This is a genomic window from Intestinibaculum porci, from assembly GCF_003925875.1.
Taxonomy (GTDB): Bacteria; Bacillota_I; Bacilli_A; order Erysipelotrichales; family Coprobacillaceae; genus Intestinibaculum; species Intestinibaculum porci.
This window is the reverse complement of record NZ_AP019309.1, coordinates 1,507,106-1,523,677: the sequence shown is the minus strand read 5'-3', so window position 1 is coordinate 1,523,677 and position 16,572 is coordinate 1,507,106. Positions and strand designations below refer to the sequence as shown.

The following is a 16,572-nucleotide window of genomic DNA, read 5'->3' as shown; positions in this document are numbered from 1 at the left end:
TTATAACAAGACGAACTCCAATTCACTGTTCCTTGCATTCTAAAACCTTAAATACCAGAAAACAGCTTTTTCAAAGTTGTTTTCAAAGTTGGCGTATAACATAGTATCGACGGAGCCGATTTTGAAACCACAATTATGATAGAATTTACAAGCTATAAGGTTATTGTCCTGGGTTTCAAGCATTAGTCCATGCAAGTTTTTATGCTTTGCCCATTCTATAGATATATTGATAAGCGCGCTGCCTATGCCTTGCCCCCTGAAATCCTTACATACGGCGATATCTTCTATATAAGCGTACCGGTTCCAATTTTTTCGCAGTTTAACTTTTCCGACGCATTTATCGTCTTGGTAGTAAAGATATATTATCTTATCAGTATTGTCAATATATTCAAGGCAATCTGCCTCCTCATCCTCTTCATCCTCTTCGTCTTGGTAGCTTTTTAAATATGGCGCTTCATAGAGTAATTCTGTAAAGGTCCAATTCTCGTTTTCATACCTCGGTATAATCTTACCTATCACCTCAAATGGTTCGCTGGGTTTATCGATATCTTTCAGGTGCCCTGCTTTCATTTCTGTAATCACTGTTCCCGCCTCTCTTCTATATCAGCGGCATATGTGCTATCCAGGCAGCCGGTTTTACCAGTGTATTTTTTATACATGTCCCTGGTATATTTTGTTATATTCCTATCATACTCCGGATAGGCATAATGAAGCCTTTCCGCCACCTCACCGGATACCGCCCTGAACAATTGATGGCATAGAAATAATGCTTCCCATATGTTTTCATAGGAATCCATCCGGTAGGTGGACAAAAGTTTCTCCCACAAATCCTCGGATATATACCTTTCAATAAACTTATAGTTCTTGCCTACACTTAATTTAAAGCCTGTTTCGATGCCGACCTTCCATGATATCATTCTCAGCAGCTCATGGCGAACAATCTGATTAAAATGATCAATAGCAAATAAAATTTCCTTACGGCACAATCCTTTAATAACATAAGGTGTTACATTCCAAAATTCATTGCAGCAATCATCATACTCCCTTGCGCTTGGCTTTCTTACATGATAATCTATATCAGTCGGAACTATGTCCCTTTTAATTCTACAATCTTTATCAATTAGAACCTTTATTAATTTATCGCCCTTTAGGTAATTATCTAACTCTTCCAAGGGCAATAAGGTAAGATCAATTTTATTGTAATCATCAAATAGCATAAGATAGGAAAATCCCTTTTCTTCAGGTGGGAATAATTCCATATCCTCCGGCTTTTGCATCATTATTATATTCCCAAATTGATTAAGCCAGTCATCATTAGATATAAACGGTTCTATATCACTTACAAAATATGTAATATCATAATCCTGAAATTCATCTTTAGGTATATTAATATTTGCGCGTGACCCCTCAAGGGTCACAATTCGAATACGTTCATCCTGTTCTGCTAAAGAAAGTACTAAATCCATCATTTCTTTTTCTGATCTCATTTACATACTCCTCGTTTATTTTTTCTATATTATTACATCTTCTTTTTTGCCGATACAATCAGCATCATTGGGCGTCGCATTTCATCCGCCATCCCCGGAATATCCATCATGTTCTCTGGCGGCTGTGGCTCCACAATCTGATTTATTATAAAACTATTTGAAAGCAGTGTATTTAGATATGTGGTCAGTGTTCTATGATATTTTGTAACCTTTTCTTCCAAAAACATAGCTGTCCGTTTGCCCTCATAATAATAATTATCCACCGGAAAATGCAGTATTTCTCCTTTTTCGTTATAATGCCAGTCTTGTGTTCCATAGGCAGTAAAAACAGGATGTTCAACCGTAAAAACTAGCTTACCACCAGACTTCAGTATTCTATATATCTTTTTTACTAAAATCTCATAATCTGCTACATAATGAAACGCAAGTGAACTTAATATTACATCAAAACTCTCCTCTGGGAATTCCACATCTTCTATAGCACAGCATTTATATTCAACCTGTGGAAAATGTGTTTTTTCTTTGGCTACCTCGAGCATTTTATGAGAAATATCAACACCTACAACAGAAGAAGCACCGTGTTCCATCGCATAAATACAGTGCCATCCATAGCCGCATCCTAAATCAAGCACACGCTTATCTTTAAAATCCGGCAGCAGCTTTCTCAATGTTTCCCATTCTCCTGCACCGGCTAGTCCCTGCTGTGAGCGACTCATTTGACTGTATTTTTGAAAAAATATATTATCATCATATTTGTTTTCTTTCATCTGAATTCCCCTCGTTTAAAAAGTTATTTATCTCCGTTGCAATTTTTTTCACTTCTTTAACGAAAAAGTCTACCCTGTAGCTCTCAGCATGTGTCTCCCAGTACTGTTCAATTTTTTGCGCATCGGGTAGAAGATCACTTAATGACATCAGGAACTCTGGCCTTTCATGAATTCGCGTGCCGTAGTTAAAAACATTGTCGTTAACAAGGAATCCATTAACACAATAATCATAAAATACTCTATGCGCGATTCTATCAAGTACTTCCTCATTTCCGGTCAAAAATTGCCTGCCCCTATAATGTCCATAATCTATATCATATTTTTTTGACCCTGCATAAAGTAACTTATTTGTGATATCAAAACGAATGCCGTGTTCTTTCAGAATCCTTGATAATATAGTATCTCCACTCAGTACCATTTGAAGATTCCAAAGGCTGTTCTTTTTAATTTCTTCACAACAGTCCAACGAACCCAGAACATGAAAAGCTAATATCCTAAGTTGAGAAATATCGATGTTCAGTATTCTTTGGATGTTTCTCTCCCAAAAAAGTTCAAAATCGCCTTCACTTTCTATCGTGAATTCTGTTATAAACTCATCTGGCGTCATATTCAGACAATCCAGAACAAATCTGTATGCGGAATTACATGTCCTTAAATCAAAAAGCATCCTAACTAATTTTCCGCTCCCACACCTATATCGCAGCCTCAACCCTGTGTTATCCAAACCACTGCCGCAACCCTATCGCAAAACATCCATATCACTAACTCAATTTCATGACATCCAAACCGGCTACTCGACCCTACCGAATATTGGCGTTGATATATTCCCACGGAGTTAATTTCGAAGCTGTATCCGCCGTTGTCCTCTGATAGTCAAATGCCGGAAAAGCCCGGAAATACGGCACTTTCTGGCACTTATTTATCTTTTCTTGACATCAATACTACCGTCTCCACATGCTTCGTATGAGGAAATAAATCAAAAGGATAGACATCATGAGACACATAGCCATACTTCTTAAAAAGCTGTAAATCACGCATCTGGGTTTCTGGACCGCAGGAAATATAAAGAATATACTGGGGACTTAAAGAAGCCGCGGCTTTTATAAAAGCCGACGTGGAACCGCTGCGAGGCGGATCCATAATTAACGCATCAACATGTTCATGGCTGCGGGCGGCTTTGACCATAAAGTCCGTTGCATCATCACAGAGGAAAGAAATATGATTAATCTTATTCATCTTCTTATTGGTATTAGCATCCTTGATGGCATCTTTATTTCTTTCAATACCAATCACCTGTTTAGCTTTACGTGAGCCAATTAAACCAATTGTCCCAATCCCGCAATAGGTATCATAAAGGGTATCAATGGTATCTGGCAATAAAGATAAAGCTTTGGTATATAAGGCTTCACACTGATCATGATTGATCTGATAGAAAGACTGAGAAGAAATCTTAAAAGTCAGATTACATAACGTATCAACGATATAGCCTTTGCCATAAAGTACTTTTTCTTCCTGCCCTAAGACGATCGATGTCTGTCTTTTATTGATATTGAGAACAATGGATTGAATATGAGGAAAAGTCTTCACTAAACTATTACAGAAGTTTTTTGATCCTTTAAAAACTGGATTGGCAGAGACAATCGTAACGAGATACTGTTTTGAAACAGCACCCCTTCTCAGTAAGACATGACGAATATCTCCGCGATGGCGTTTTTCATCGTAGATCGAGACATGATATTTTTTAAAAAGAAAAGCAATCTTTTGAATAATGGCATCACTTTCCTCATCATGAAGTAAACAATGGGTATAAGGAATAACGCGATGGCTATTTTCTTCATAAAGACCATATTCATAGTTCTTATTAAATGCCACAATCACTTTATTGCGATAGCCATAAGGATCTTTCATTCCGACAATCGGATGGACCTTTATATGTAATGGAGCAAAGAGTTTTTGCATAGCCTGATTCTTTTTTTCTAAAGAGTAAGCATAAGGGTTATTAATATAAGCACAGCCCCCACACTTTTTCGCAATCGTACAATTCATTATAATTCTCCTAATAGTTTCTTTACAAAACGGTATAAATCATGAAATGACTGAATATTCATCCGTTCATGATAGGTATGAATATGTTCTAACTGCGCCCCTAAGGTGACAATATCTAAATCCGGATGCGCAGCTTTGAAGATCCCGGCTTCTAAGCCAGCATGCATCGCCACTTCTTTCATCTGCTTTTTAAACATTTGTTTATAGAGACTCTTCACCTGCTTACGCAGCGGTGAGTGCTTCTCATAACGCCAGCCGCCGGCATTCGCAAACTCTTCCACTGAAAAGCCAAAGAGATAGCCTAATGTTGATAAACGATCACAGACAAAATCTTTTTCATTATCATTTTCCGCGCGCACGCAGTAATGGAGCGTAGCGACATGATTTTCCGTATTAGCGATGCCTAAGTTTAATGACGTTAAAGGATGCCCTTTAATCTCTGGAGACATCGTCATGACGCCATTAGGATTTAAATAAATGGCGTTGATAATGGCATCACTTTCATCACCAGGATAAACATCATTCCATTCTACTTCTTCAAAAGACATTTTAATGTTGGAATCATTTGGATATTCTCCCTGAATCAAGGCAAAACATTCTTCTAAACTGTCTTGTAAATGATCATCAGAACTGATACTTGCAAAGACTGCTTCCCCAAAGTTAGGAATCGCATTCGGTTTCTGACCGGCATAGAGTTTCGCTAGACGGACATCGAAACCTTCATCTAAAAGATGTTTGAGTAATCTGGCAACTAAGAGTGCCGCATTGGCGCGGCCATGGGCGATTTCATCACCAGAATGACCCCCTAATAAGCCTGAAACTGTTAAACGATAAGCAGGATCACGATTTTCTTCGGGATGAAGATCTTTCTTTAAACGAACATAACGGGAGCCGGCACAGGAAATAGTGGTGACACCAAACTGATCATCATCTAAAGAGATCAGTTTTTTCACATTGATTAATGACTGATCTAAAGCGTTCACGCCAAGTAAGCCGACTTCTTCCTGAACGGTGAAAATACAAGTTAAATCAGGATGAGGCGGACATTCATCTAAGATGGCTAAAATAATAGCGACGCCAGCAGCATCATCAGCTCCTAATGTGGTACCGTCCGCAAAATAATACCCTTTCGCTTTTTTTAGAGGAATCGGTTCATTGTCAAAATCAAAGACTTTTCCTGGCTTACTTTCACAAACCATATCTAAGTGGGCCTGCAAAGCGACCGGTTCATGTTTTTCATAGCCTTTAGTAGCCGGGGCATAAACAACCATATTGCTCATTTCATCACGCACATAACGATAATCATGTTCATCACAGAAATAAGCAATATAATCGGCTAGCCAGGCTTCATGATATGAGCCATGTGGAATAGATGTAATTTTTTTAAAGTAGTAATCAGCTTTTCTTTCCAGCATTATAGTATCCTCCTAATGATCAAATCCGTGATCCCCTGATTCATCGATAGTTCCACCCGCTCTATTTTGGGATGTTTACGATAACGCGAGCGCACCATTTTACCAATCGCATCACCATGGCTGTAGCCATGAATGATCCGTAAAACACAGGTTTCTTTTTTTAATGATTTAAGGGCTTTGTCGATCAGACTGCGCGCTTCAGCAACGCTTAAGCCATGGACATCTAATTCTTCAATCATGAGACCGCCTCCTTTAAAGCCATGATTTCTTCTTGCGTTAAGGGACGATAGTCCCCTTCTGGTAATAATCCTAATGATAAAGGACCAAATGCAATCCTTTTTAAAGTGACAATCTGATTATCTAACGATAAAAACATCTTTCGAATTTCATGATATTTCCCTTCATGAATTGTGATTGTCCCATGGGTTGCATCAGAGAGGATCACCTTTGCGCTCTGACAGCGGACCTGATGATCTATAATGATGCCTTCTTCAAAGAAATTGAGATCTTCTTGCGTTAAAGGATAAAGACAGGAAAAGGCATAAGTTTTCTCAACATGGTAACTTGGTAAGATGAGTTTCTTACGCAATTTCAGATCATTGGTGACAAGTAATAATCCTGTTGTATTCTGATCTAAACGCCCAACATAGTGTAATTGCTTAGCGGGCAATAAGGTATCAACAGGAACATACTTTGTACTTTTGGCATCACAGATATAACCTGTAGGTTTATTTAGTATATAATATTTTAAAGGATGCAAATCCATGACATGTCCTTGGCACGTTAATAAGCCCTCTTCAATCTCAATATCTTCAGCTAATGTTTGACCATTATAAATAACTTTTCCTGCCTTGATCGCTTTCTTTACCTGTTTTTTGGTTCCTTGTTTATTAAGGATGAGAATCTCTGATGCTTTCAATGGGTATTTCTCCCTCGGGAACAGTCATTCGAACGTTCATCGCCATTATTTTTAATAATCACCTTGACGCGATCGCCCCTTTTATAAGCCGGATCTTCCACTAATAGATCATGTAAAACGGATAACCGCTTATGACCATCAAGGCAAAGATAACGATCTCCTTCGACCCGCAAGGTAATCGGAAAACTAAAACCGATGCGTTTAACAGAATCATAAAGACTTCTTGGATACTCTGTATATTGATATGTAATATCCTCTAATTTCATTTCGCGTATGCGCATATTCATCACCTGACTACCATTATATAGAAATTACAGGGTAATGAAAACAAACAATCCATCACTCACGAGATGAAAACACTTTCAAATTGTCCTTTATTTGTGATATCATAGAGTAAAGGATGTGAATGTTATGGCGATGAAAGTCAATCAGAATTTATTACTGAGTCGAATCCTAACTTATATGAATGGAACCCTCTTTAATGATTTTTATTATAAAATTGGGGCTTTTATAATCGATCATTACCTAGAGATCGAAAACATGAGTGAAGAGACATTTCTTCAGGAAGGGCCTTTCCAGAAAACAGATTTAGAAGCTTTTATGGGCGCCTTTGGTTATGACAATTACGAAGAATTTAAACTCAGACTCTATAGTGATTATCAGACTCGCCTCAATCAAATTCGTGTCCGTCTTTTTGATGTCAAACCACAGGAATTCTTAAAGAAGATGGATATGACTATTGAAGAAAAAGAGCTGCAGGATTTGGTTTCTGAGATTTGTAAAAAGTTCTTTGCGTCAAAACGGATTATTGTCATGGGGGCTCTCTATCCCCTCTCCTTATCCGTTGAATTACAGACAGATATGATTACCTTTGGCAAACCATTTATCCAGTATCATAGCTACAATCCGATGACGTTTACCAAAGATGATGTGGTTATTGTCATCAGCGGCACGGGACGCGCTTTTAATTCTATGAAGAAATCCATGGCGGATGCCCATATTGAAAATGCTTATTCGGTGTTGCTTACACAAAATAAAAAGTATCGCGATTTAGCAGATGCCCATACCAAAGTCTTAGTTTTGCCAGGTAAGTTTGATAGCGTAGAATTTAACTATCAGTTAATGGCCATCTTTGATTTAGTCCGACTTCAGTATTTCCAGCAATATTATTTAACCGAAGATTAAAAAAAGGCCCAGATTATGGGTCTTTTACTTATTTTCTTAGCAGCATTTCATCACTGGCACTCGCTACCGATAAGAACTTCTCAACTAAATCATTAACGCTCATATGCGCTTTTTCCTCCTGATTCAGTTCTAAAACCACCTGGCCATTATTCATAATAAAGGTACGATTGCCATACTTTAAGGCATCTTCCATATTATGGGTAATCATCATCGTGGTTATATGATGTTCCTGGGCAATTTTCATCGATAAGTTTAACACTTTCTGACTCGTTGCCGGATCTAAAGCGGCTGTATGTTCATCAAGTAATAATAACTTCGGTGTCACAATCGTGGCCATTAATAAGGTTAAGGCCTGACGCTGACCGCCGGATAATGTGCCAACCTTTGTGGTTAAACGATCTTCTAAGCCTAAATCTAACGCTTTTAAGCGATCGATGAAGACCTGTCGATCTTTCTTCGACACCGGTCTTAAAGAGAAATGCTTGCCGCGCGAATAACTTAACGCTAAGTTTTCTTCAATTGTCATATGTGGCGCCGTGCCTTTTAATGGATCCTGAAATAATCGTCCAATAGCACGCGAGCGGATATATTCTTTTTCATGAGTCATATCTTTATGATCGAGGATCACTGCTCCCTCATTAATATCGACCGCTCCGGAAATAGCGGAGAAAAGTGTCGATTTCCCGGCCCCATTAGAACCAATAATGGTGACGAAGTCACCTTCATTGAGTTCAAAACTCATATGGGAAAGGGCGCGTTTTTCATTGACGGTGCCTTCATTAAAAATCACCGATACATCATCAACTTTAAGCATTTTTGACTTTCCTCCTTTTGAGAATTGGAATGGCAATGGCCACAATGACGATGGCACTTGATAATAAGTTCAGATCGCCTGATGGGACCCCAGCCATAATCGCGAAGGTTAAGATAAAACGATAGATAATCGCACCGACAACCGCCGCCACTAAGGTTAACGAAATGCGCGTTGAACGAATAAACGTCTGTCCGATAATAATGGAAGCTAAACCGATGACCATCATCCCGATCCCTGAAGTGATATCAGAATAGCCCTGCTGCTGAGTGTAGAGGGCGCCGCTTAAGCCCACTAAACCATTGGCTAAAGCTAAACCGATCATTTTCATTTTATCGGTATCAATCGAGCTGGCTCTGACCATATCTTCATTATCGCCGCAAGCTCGAAGCGCTAAACCCATCTGCGTCTTGAGGAAATAATTCATCAGCAAGACAATCACAATGACAATCAGATAGATCAAAATGATCTTGTCATAAGGAGCAAACCCGTTAAAAGGAGTAAACACCGTATGATCATCCATTAATGAAATATTAGGGGTCTGATGCTGAATACGTAAATTGACCGAATAAAGGGCGGTCTGGGTTAAGATCCCGGATAAAATCGCATTGATCTTTAATTTGGTCATCAGAAAGGCTGTCACTAAGCCGGCTAAAGCGCCGGCAATAAAAGCCATCCCTAACCCCAAGGCTGGGGCCCCCGCCGCCGTAATGACAACGGAAGTGGCACAGCCGGTGGTAAATGATCCATCAACAGTTAAATCGGGGATATCCAGGACATTAAAACTGATATAACAGCCTAGCGCCAGTAAGGCGAAGATGCCGCCTAATTCTAACGCCCCGATGACAATAGTCATGAGATTGTTCATAATACTTTAAAAACTCCTTACTTGCTTATTAATCGACTTTAATATACTTCTTATTAGAAGTGATAGACGCTGGTAGTTTTAAACCTAAGGTCTTTAAAGTCTTCTGGTTGACATAAATATTTAAATTGGTTTTAAAGATCTTCACTGGCATATTCGCTGGTTTTTTACCTTTTAAAACCTGATCACACATTTTGGCTGTTTCTTTACCTAAATCATTGTAATCAATTCCAACAGTTAAGAAACCGCCATCTTTAACCATCGAATCCGCTCCTACATAATAAGGGACTTTTGCCTGATTAGCCGCTTTAGAGGCAATGCTCATCGCGCTGGCAACGGTATTATCATTAGGCGTAAAGACAGCATCACACTTAGAAGCGAGGACATTCATCGCACTCTGCACTTCCGATACTTTCGTAACGGTGGCTTCCTGCGTTGCAATACCTTTCTTCTTTAAATATTTTTTAACATTCGTGATATTCGTAACCGAATTGGCTTCTCCTTTATTATAAAGTAAACCAATCTTTTTCATCTTTGGCTGCACCGCTAAAGCCTGATCAATAATCTGATCCACCTGCACCTGATCACTTGTCCCCGTCATATTCTTATCCGGTTTATCTAAAGATGACGTTAATTTAGCACCGACAGGATCAGACACTGCAGAGAAGATAATTGGTGTTTTATTGGCTAATTTCGCAACGGCCTGCGCTGCCGGCGTCGCAATCGCAACCACGCAGTCTAAGTTTTCCCCCTGGAACTGATTGGCGATCGACGCTAAGGTATTGGTATTCCCCTGACCATTTTTAAAAACATATTCGACATTTTTAGAATTGTAGCCTAAAGCTTTCATTTCCTTGTCATAAGCTTTTTTAATGGTGTTGAGTGAAGTATGATCCATCATCTGGATAATCCCGACTTTTTTCACCTTACTTGATGTGTTTGAAGAACATCCTACTAATACTGATGCAGCTAAAGATGCTGCTAAAAGACCTTTGATTGCTTTCATTTTCATTTCCCTCTTTCTTTTATCATTGTAAAGCAAATTCTTCTATCCACAAACATAAATCGCACGATATTTAAAAAACACCTGCCCCGAAGGACAGATGTTGCCATCTTTAAGCCACCTTACGTGAGTGAAGAGAATTCTATCAAATTCCTGCCCGATAACGGAGGCTTCCGTATTATGATACTCGTCACCTTTCCCATAATCCCTCAAAGGGCCAATTAATGAAGAACTATTATTGAGATCCCACCAGCCTCAACTCTCTTGAAACGCCTCGTTCATTAACATATCCTTTTCATTAGTGTACCTATACGTTAACATAGGCTTTTTATATAGTCAATTCATTCCAAAAAGAAATAATTTCATTTCTTATTTTCCTAAATTGTATGTTAGAAAAAAGAGATCCCTTGGGAAGAGACCTCTATTTCGTCTTATATCGACCGCCGCTAGTGTAATGGGCAGCCCAGTAACCGGTATTAATATCATCAATTTGAACATGATCACCAGAGGCATCAACCATCTTGCCATCGCCCATGTAAATACCCACATGGGAAACCCCTGGTTTATAAGTATTACTAAAGAAGACCAGATCACCAATCTGTAAATCTTTCTTCTCTACGCGCGTTGTCGCATCATACTGCGCTGCAGCGGTACGCGGCAGCGACTTGCCAAACTTCTTATAGACCCAGCCGGTAAAGCCGGAACAGTCAAAGCCATCTGGTGTCGTTCCGCCAAAGACATAAGGGACATTGAGATACTGTTTACCGTATTGTACCATCAGTTCCCCTTCATTATTGACTTCCACCTTTAAGACTTTCGTCGTTGTATTACCCGCTTGATCTTTCACCGTATAAGTGACCTGATAAGAGCCTTTCTTCGATGTATCAACATTTGAATCAATCTGCACCTTATCTACATCGATCTTGCCATCGACGTTATCAGTAACGGACGTGATCTGCGCTTTTGGATCAAAGGCATCACCAGGTTTTAGCGTCATATTCTCATCTTTTACAGCGATTTCTGGACCTTTCAGATCCTTCACCGTAAAGGTAACCGTCTTTTTCGTACTATGACCGCTTGAATCGGTGGCCTGAATGGTAATTGTCTGACTGCCTAACTTCTTCGTATTAACCGTGCCAATCGTATCAACACGGACATCACCATCTAAGTTATCAACGGCTTTAATATATTTACTGATATCAAATTCATCGCCAAAGTTAATGGTGTGATCGGTATTGACATCCTGCCATTCTGGCGGCTGTGAATCGAGCACTTTGATCGGTAAGTCTTTCTTCGTCACATTGCCGCTTGAATCAGCCACTTCCACCCCAATCGTCTGAATCCCAGGTGCGGATGTCGATAAGGCTTTGGAGAATTTGGCTTTCGCAAAGAGATTGCCATCGACATTATCAGTAATCGTAAGATATTTAGACAAATCAGTACTACCGCCCGCTTCAACTAAAATATAATCACCATCACTATGAATTCCCTTGACAAATGGTGCTTCATGATCAACGACATTGATTTTCACATTGCGAACCGTAGTATTATTGTAAGAATCCGTGGCTTTCACTTTGACCGTGTAACTGCCAAGCTTCTTCACATTCAAATGAGATTTATCAATATGAATAATAAGATCTTTTTTAGATTCCCTATTATCAGAAATCTTAATATTGTTTTTGCTAAGTGTACTGCCATAATCTATGGCCATGGTACTTTGTTTAATTTTTGGGGCTTCACGATCCGCCGCAAAATAACTGCCCAAGGCAATGACACCCATACATCCAAAAGACGCCATCAGAATTTTCCCATTCAGATGACGATGAGAAGCATGGACCTGCTTAAGCTGTTTTCCTGCGGGACGAAGTGCATGGATTATGGTCTTACGCATGAAATTTCTCCTTATTTCCAAGATTCCTTATGATTATATCAAAACACACATATGTTGTCTATATACTTCTTAAGGTTTTCTTAAGATTTTAGGTTCATTTAAGGAAAGAAATTTCCTTGATTTGATCATACTTATTTGATGCATTCTCAACTCTTTCATACAAAACTGAAAGCCCTTTGATAAAAACGTCATCTTTTATCATACTGTCGGTATATCATACACGTCTTTTAGAAATAAATTACTATCCTTCACAGATCTTTTCCGCACATAAGATGCCATCCACAGCTGATGACATGATCCCGCCGGCATAGCCAGCACCTTCGCCAATCGGATAAATCCAACCCTGCGCTGACATATTTTCATCGCGTTCAATACGCACCGGTGCGGAAGAACGAGATTCCACAGCCGTAATTAATGTATCTTCATCATAGAAGCCTTTAAAGCGTTCATTCATCAGCTGTAAACCTTCTTTCAAATTACGGTTAATGACCTCAGGGAAAACCTGATTAAGATCGGCAAAAGTTGTCCCCGGACGATAAGTTGGTAAGACCTTTCCAAAAGATGTCGTAACTTCCCCCTGCATATAATCAACCACTTTCTGCACGGGCGCAGATAAGTTGCCGCCGCCTAAGGCATAAGCGCGTCTTTCTAGATCTTTCTGAAAAGCGACGCCAGCTAAGACATCATCAAAGCCAAAATCTTCTGGACTGACATTCACTAAAATAGCACTATTAGCATTTTGTCCATCACGAGCATAATAGCTCATGCCATTGATACATAATAAGCCGTCCTCTTCTGTAGAAGGCACCACCACTCCGCCGGGACACATACAGAAAGTATAAACACCGCGTCCTTCGGATGTGCGAACAGCTAATTTATAAGGGGCTGCTTTTAAATGCTTATTGCGATAATCCTGTTTATATTGATGTTTATTAATATCTTCCTGCAACTGTTCAATGCGGACTCCTACCGCAAAGGCTTTGGGATGCATGGTCAGTTTTTGCGCAAGCATTGCATAGGTATCGCGGGCACTATGACCGATCGCTAAAACGAGATCATCCGTTTCTTCCCAGTATTCTTTTCCCTGATGTTTGAGACAAACGAAATGTTTATCTCCTTCGACTTTAAAATCGACAAATTTCGTTTCAAAACGGACCTCACCGCCATGAGCCATCAGATCCTGACGCATCGCAATTAACACCTGACGTAAGCGATCCGTTCCGATATGCGGCAGCGCATCATAACCGATTTCCTTCGGAGCGCCATGTTTGATAAATTCATCTAAGATATAACGGATGCGTTTATTTTTTGTTCCGGTCGTTAATTTACCATCCGAGAACGTCCCCGCCCCGCCTTCGCCAAAAGCAATATTTGATTCGGGATGAATGATTCCTTTTTCAAACAGATCATCAACATCTTTGACACGTTCTTCAACGCACTTGCCCCGTTCGACAAGGGTAACCTTTACGCCAGCTTTCGCTAACACATAAGCGCAAAATAACCCTGCCGGGCCGCTGCCAACCACCATCACGCGTTTAGCGGTTGGCTGAGGATACGTATAGACATAAGGCACATAAGGCTGTAACTCCTTATGGGCTGCTAATAAAGCCTCTTCATTTTGACAGCTAAAAGCGTAGCTGCAGTTAAAGAAGACTTTACTGCGACGCGCATCGATACTGCGTCGTAATATTTTTACATCCTGAATCTCACGTTTACGGATATTGAGCTTCGCCGCAATCACATTACGGGCATCCGTTTCATTGAGATGGACTTTCACATTATTAATTCTTAACATTTTGATTCCTTTCTAAACCTTTAAAAATACGATAGCCGCTAGCAAATGCGAAATGCAGATTATAGCCGCCACAATCGCCATTCACATTTAAGATTTCTCCGCCGGCATAAAAATGCGGATAATCTTTACTTTCTAAATCATTATTAAAGTTTGATAATAGTAAACCGCCTTTTTCCACTTGGGCATATTCACTTTCCCGAATTCCTTTCACATGAAAAGTCATCTGTTTAAGGAAAGAGATGGGATCCTGATGCGTCTTTTCTAATAAATCACTTAGCTGATAAGGCACCAAACCTTCTAATGGATGTATCAAATCACGCTGCAGGAAGTTTGCAAGTTCCTCTTTAGAAAGATCCGGTAATAGATCACAGACTAAAGTGACACCTTCCTGATAATAACGAGAAAGCTGCATAATGGCGATGCCGCTGACTCCATAATTCGTAAAAAGCATTTCTCCCTTTTCCTGTTTGAGAAGCTGTTTCCCTTGATAAAGCGAGAAAACGCCCTTCATTCTGACCCCTTTGAGGGTTTTATACACTTCTTTGGTATACATTTGGGTTAATGAAGGACTATTGTCCTGATAGTCAAAAGACAAGTGAGTAAATAAGCTGCGGCGATCATAGACCTGAGACAGTTTACCAGCACTGCTGCCGACACTGACAATAACACCATCGCTATGGAAACGCTGATGCTCTGTCTCAATGATATAACCATCCTGATAACGAATGCTTTTCACAAACTGTTCATAGAGAAAAACAACACCAGCTTCCTGCGCCCGATCCATCAAAATACGAAAGACGCTTTTGGCCTGTTCACTATAAGGATAAAGCAGCTGTCCCATATATTTGGTATAAAGACCAAGCTTCTGCATTTGCTTAGGCATATCAAAATCATCGATAATATCCTTCACCAGCGCTAAGTTATCACTATCATAATGCGTTATGGCAAGATCTTTATTCGATAAATTGCAGCGGCCATTCCCCGTTGCTAATAACTTTTTTAAAGGCGTCTTATGGGCTTCTAAAACTAAGACATCTACATTTGGATGCGCCTGTTTGATTAACAGAGCACTATAAACACCGCATGCCCCTGCGCCAATTATGATTATTTTATTCATTTTATCACCGCCCCCATCATACCATAAATCCTTGTCAATGCACGAAAAAGAGGTCGTAACCTCTTTCCACTATTGCGTGTTCTCTCCAAAGATTCTTCTTCCTGCTTAGCTTTAAGCTTTGCCTCTTAACTGCCAGGCAAAGGAATTGTAATGAGCAATCCTTTTCGTCCGTGAATTCAGACGGCGATAAGTGACATCACCGGTTTCCTCATACAGATACTGATATAAACGATTCATCACCGTCATCGCTAAACGAATCTCATCAGGGCCCATTTTCTTCTCTTCGATCACATATTCCATGAAGTCCTCAAAGTAAAGATATGCTTCATCAAAACCAACCGGATCAGTGGCCTTCACTATACAGTAATCATAGAGCAGCAGCTCTAACATAGCACAGTATTTCTGCTTGGTTTCTTCCTTAAAACTCGCTGGCAAATGTTCCCGAAAAATCTTTTCTGCTTCCGCATTATAATCCATTGCCACTAAAATTTTTTCTTGTTCATTTTTAGCCTCTGTTAAGGCCTTATAAAATGCATCTCTCGTCATGATATCTCCTTAAAAATCACCAAAATCATAGTCTTCATCAAAATTATTATAGGCTTCGTATTCATCCTGCCAGATTGGCATATTCTCTTTAATATGAGTAGTCAACATGTCATAGGCCCCCGCATCAAAAAGCTGATTGTCGACCATACATTTATAAAACTTTTTAATCGAAGCCGCGGTAGATTTAATCGTGGCTGGTGTCGACCACATACATTTTCGGATAAAAAAGTAGCCGAAAAAGTCATCAAGGCACTTCCATGCATCCTCAAACGTACAAGCATCATAATAAGTGCTATATTCATTTAAGAAAAATATCACATTACTAAGATGCTTTTGGATCGTTTTTTCCGTAAAGTTTTGTATAGATTCCTCAAAAAGTGCAATCGCCGGTAAATTATATTCTGCCACAAGTTTACAGGCTGCATCAGGATCACCATATTCCATGAATTCTGCAAGTTTTTGTTTTGTTTCTTCGTATGTCATAGTTTTTCTCCTTTTCGCCATTATAACATAGACGATTTTCCGCTCAAAGATAAAATAGGCAGGCAAAAAATTCTCATAGTGTTCATATACATTCCAAGATCAGTCTCTTTAAAATTATCAAAGAAGCCTGCCACACCAGATCATTACTGTTATCCGACTTACCTGAGCACTTCAAACAATAACAATCCGAATAAACGTGATGCCCCCAACGCCTTATAAAACCTTATAAATGTACGAAAAAG

The 16,572-nt window shown here is 39.5% G+C and carries 18 protein-coding genes; 1 reads left to right on the top strand and 17 read right to left on the bottom strand.

Annotated elements, in window-relative coordinates; genetic code table 11:
* Positions 1–39 precede the first annotated feature (39 nt).
* The 9 genes from sat4 to SG0102_RS07255 all read right to left on the bottom strand — a co-directional run bounded on the left by sat4 (position 40) and on the right by SG0102_RS07255 (position 6,915).
* Positions 40–582: a streptothricin N-acetyltransferase Sat4 gene (gene sat4, locus SG0102_RS07295; RefSeq protein WP_000627290.1), complete on the bottom strand. Its 543-nt coding sequence runs from the start codon at positions 580–582 to the stop codon at positions 40–42.
* On the bottom strand, positions 579–1,487 hold the full coding sequence (locus SG0102_RS07290; RefSeq protein ID WP_001255866.1) for an aminoglycoside nucleotidyltransferase ANT(6)-Ia: 909 nt from the start codon (positions 1,485–1,487) through the stop codon (positions 579–581). Before SG0102_RS07290 ends, sat4 begins: the two co-directional genes overlap by 4 nt.
* Positions 1,488–1,519: 32 nt before the next feature.
* Positions 1,520–2,254: a class I SAM-dependent methyltransferase gene (locus tag SG0102_RS07285; RefSeq protein WP_086307095.1), complete on the bottom strand. Its 735-nt coding sequence runs from the start codon at positions 2,252–2,254 to the stop codon at positions 1,520–1,522.
* Positions 2,235–2,861 carry a hypothetical protein gene (locus tag SG0102_RS07280; protein ID WP_125119335.1) on the bottom strand — a complete coding sequence of 209 codons (627 nt, stop codon included), beginning with the start codon at positions 2,859–2,861 and terminating at the stop codon, positions 2,235–2,237. Before SG0102_RS07280 ends, SG0102_RS07285 begins: the two co-directional genes overlap by 20 nt.
* Positions 2,862–3,169: 308 nt before the next feature.
* Complete coding sequence (rlmD, locus tag SG0102_RS07275; protein ID WP_125119334.1) at positions 3,170–4,300, bottom strand: 23S rRNA (uracil(1939)-C(5))-methyltransferase RlmD; 1,131 nt, start codon at positions 4,298–4,300, stop codon at positions 3,170–3,172.
* The gene (pepD, locus tag SG0102_RS07270; protein WP_125119333.1) at positions 4,300–5,715 is read right to left on the bottom strand and encodes a beta-Ala-His dipeptidase; all 1,416 of its coding nucleotides are present in this window, start codon (positions 5,713–5,715) and stop codon (positions 4,300–4,302) included. The genes rlmD and pepD overlap by 1 nt, the downstream gene beginning before the upstream one ends.
* On the bottom strand, positions 5,715–5,954 hold the full coding sequence (locus SG0102_RS07265) for a Smr/MutS family protein (protein WP_125119332.1): 240 nt from the start codon (positions 5,952–5,954) through the stop codon (positions 5,715–5,717). The genes pepD and SG0102_RS07265 overlap by 1 nt, the downstream gene beginning before the upstream one ends.
* Positions 5,951–6,634 (bottom strand): pseudouridine synthase, encoded by a 684-nt coding sequence (locus tag SG0102_RS07260; protein ID WP_125119331.1) that lies wholly within the window; start codon positions 6,632–6,634, stop codon positions 5,951–5,953. The genes SG0102_RS07265 and SG0102_RS07260 overlap by 4 nt, the downstream gene beginning before the upstream one ends.
* Positions 6,631–6,915 carry a hypothetical protein gene (locus SG0102_RS07255; RefSeq protein WP_125119330.1) on the bottom strand — a complete coding sequence of 95 codons (285 nt, stop codon included), beginning with the start codon at positions 6,913–6,915 and terminating at the stop codon, positions 6,631–6,633. The genes SG0102_RS07260 and SG0102_RS07255 overlap by 4 nt, the downstream gene beginning before the upstream one ends.
* A 130-nt stretch (positions 6,916–7,045) precedes the next feature.
* Here SG0102_RS07255 and SG0102_RS07250 point away from each other — a divergent pair, with 130 nt between their 5' ends.
* Positions 7,046–7,819, top strand: coding sequence for a MurR/RpiR family transcriptional regulator (locus SG0102_RS07250; protein WP_125119329.1), 774 nt, complete (start codon positions 7,046–7,048; stop codon positions 7,817–7,819).
* 28 nt (positions 7,820–7,847) lie between these two features.
* Here SG0102_RS07250 and SG0102_RS07245 read toward each other — a convergent pair whose 3' ends face one another.
* The 8 genes from SG0102_RS07245 to SG0102_RS07210 all read right to left on the bottom strand — a co-directional run bounded on the left by SG0102_RS07245 (position 7,848) and on the right by SG0102_RS07210 (position 16,330).
* Positions 7,848–8,633 (bottom strand): ABC transporter ATP-binding protein, encoded by a 786-nt coding sequence (locus SG0102_RS07245; RefSeq protein ID WP_125119328.1) that lies wholly within the window; start codon positions 8,631–8,633, stop codon positions 7,848–7,850.
* Positions 8,626–9,498: an ABC transporter permease gene (locus SG0102_RS07240; RefSeq protein ID WP_125119327.1), complete on the bottom strand. Its 873-nt coding sequence runs from the start codon at positions 9,496–9,498 to the stop codon at positions 8,626–8,628. The genes SG0102_RS07245 and SG0102_RS07240 overlap by 8 nt, the downstream gene beginning before the upstream one ends.
* Positions 9,499–9,526: 28 nt before the next feature.
* Positions 9,527–10,501, bottom strand: coding sequence for an ABC transporter substrate-binding protein (locus SG0102_RS07235; protein WP_423787048.1), 975 nt, complete (start codon positions 10,499–10,501; stop codon positions 9,527–9,529).
* Positions 10,502–10,919: 418 nt separating this feature from the next.
* Entirely contained in the window at positions 10,920–12,389 is a 1,470-nt protein-coding gene (locus SG0102_RS07230; RefSeq protein WP_125119325.1) for a C40 family peptidase, read from the bottom strand.
* Between the two features lie 241 nt (positions 12,390–12,630).
* Positions 12,631–14,184, bottom strand: a complete 1,554-nt coding sequence (locus SG0102_RS07225; protein ID WP_125119324.1) for an NAD(P)/FAD-dependent oxidoreductase — start codon at positions 14,182–14,184, stop codon at positions 12,631–12,633.
* Positions 14,171–15,301 carry an NAD(P)/FAD-dependent oxidoreductase gene (locus SG0102_RS07220; RefSeq protein ID WP_125119323.1) on the bottom strand — a complete coding sequence of 377 codons (1,131 nt, stop codon included), beginning with the start codon at positions 15,299–15,301 and terminating at the stop codon, positions 14,171–14,173. Before SG0102_RS07220 ends, SG0102_RS07225 begins: the two co-directional genes overlap by 14 nt.
* 111 nt (positions 15,302–15,412) lie before the next feature.
* A complete protein-coding gene (locus SG0102_RS07215; protein WP_125119322.1) occupies positions 15,413–15,847 on the bottom strand; it encodes a hypothetical protein in 435 nt (144 codons plus the stop codon).
* 9 nt (positions 15,848–15,856) lie between these two features.
* Positions 15,857–16,330, bottom strand: coding sequence for a hypothetical protein (locus SG0102_RS07210; protein ID WP_125119321.1), 474 nt, complete (start codon positions 16,328–16,330; stop codon positions 15,857–15,859).
* Positions 16,331–16,572 lie beyond the last annotated feature (242 nt).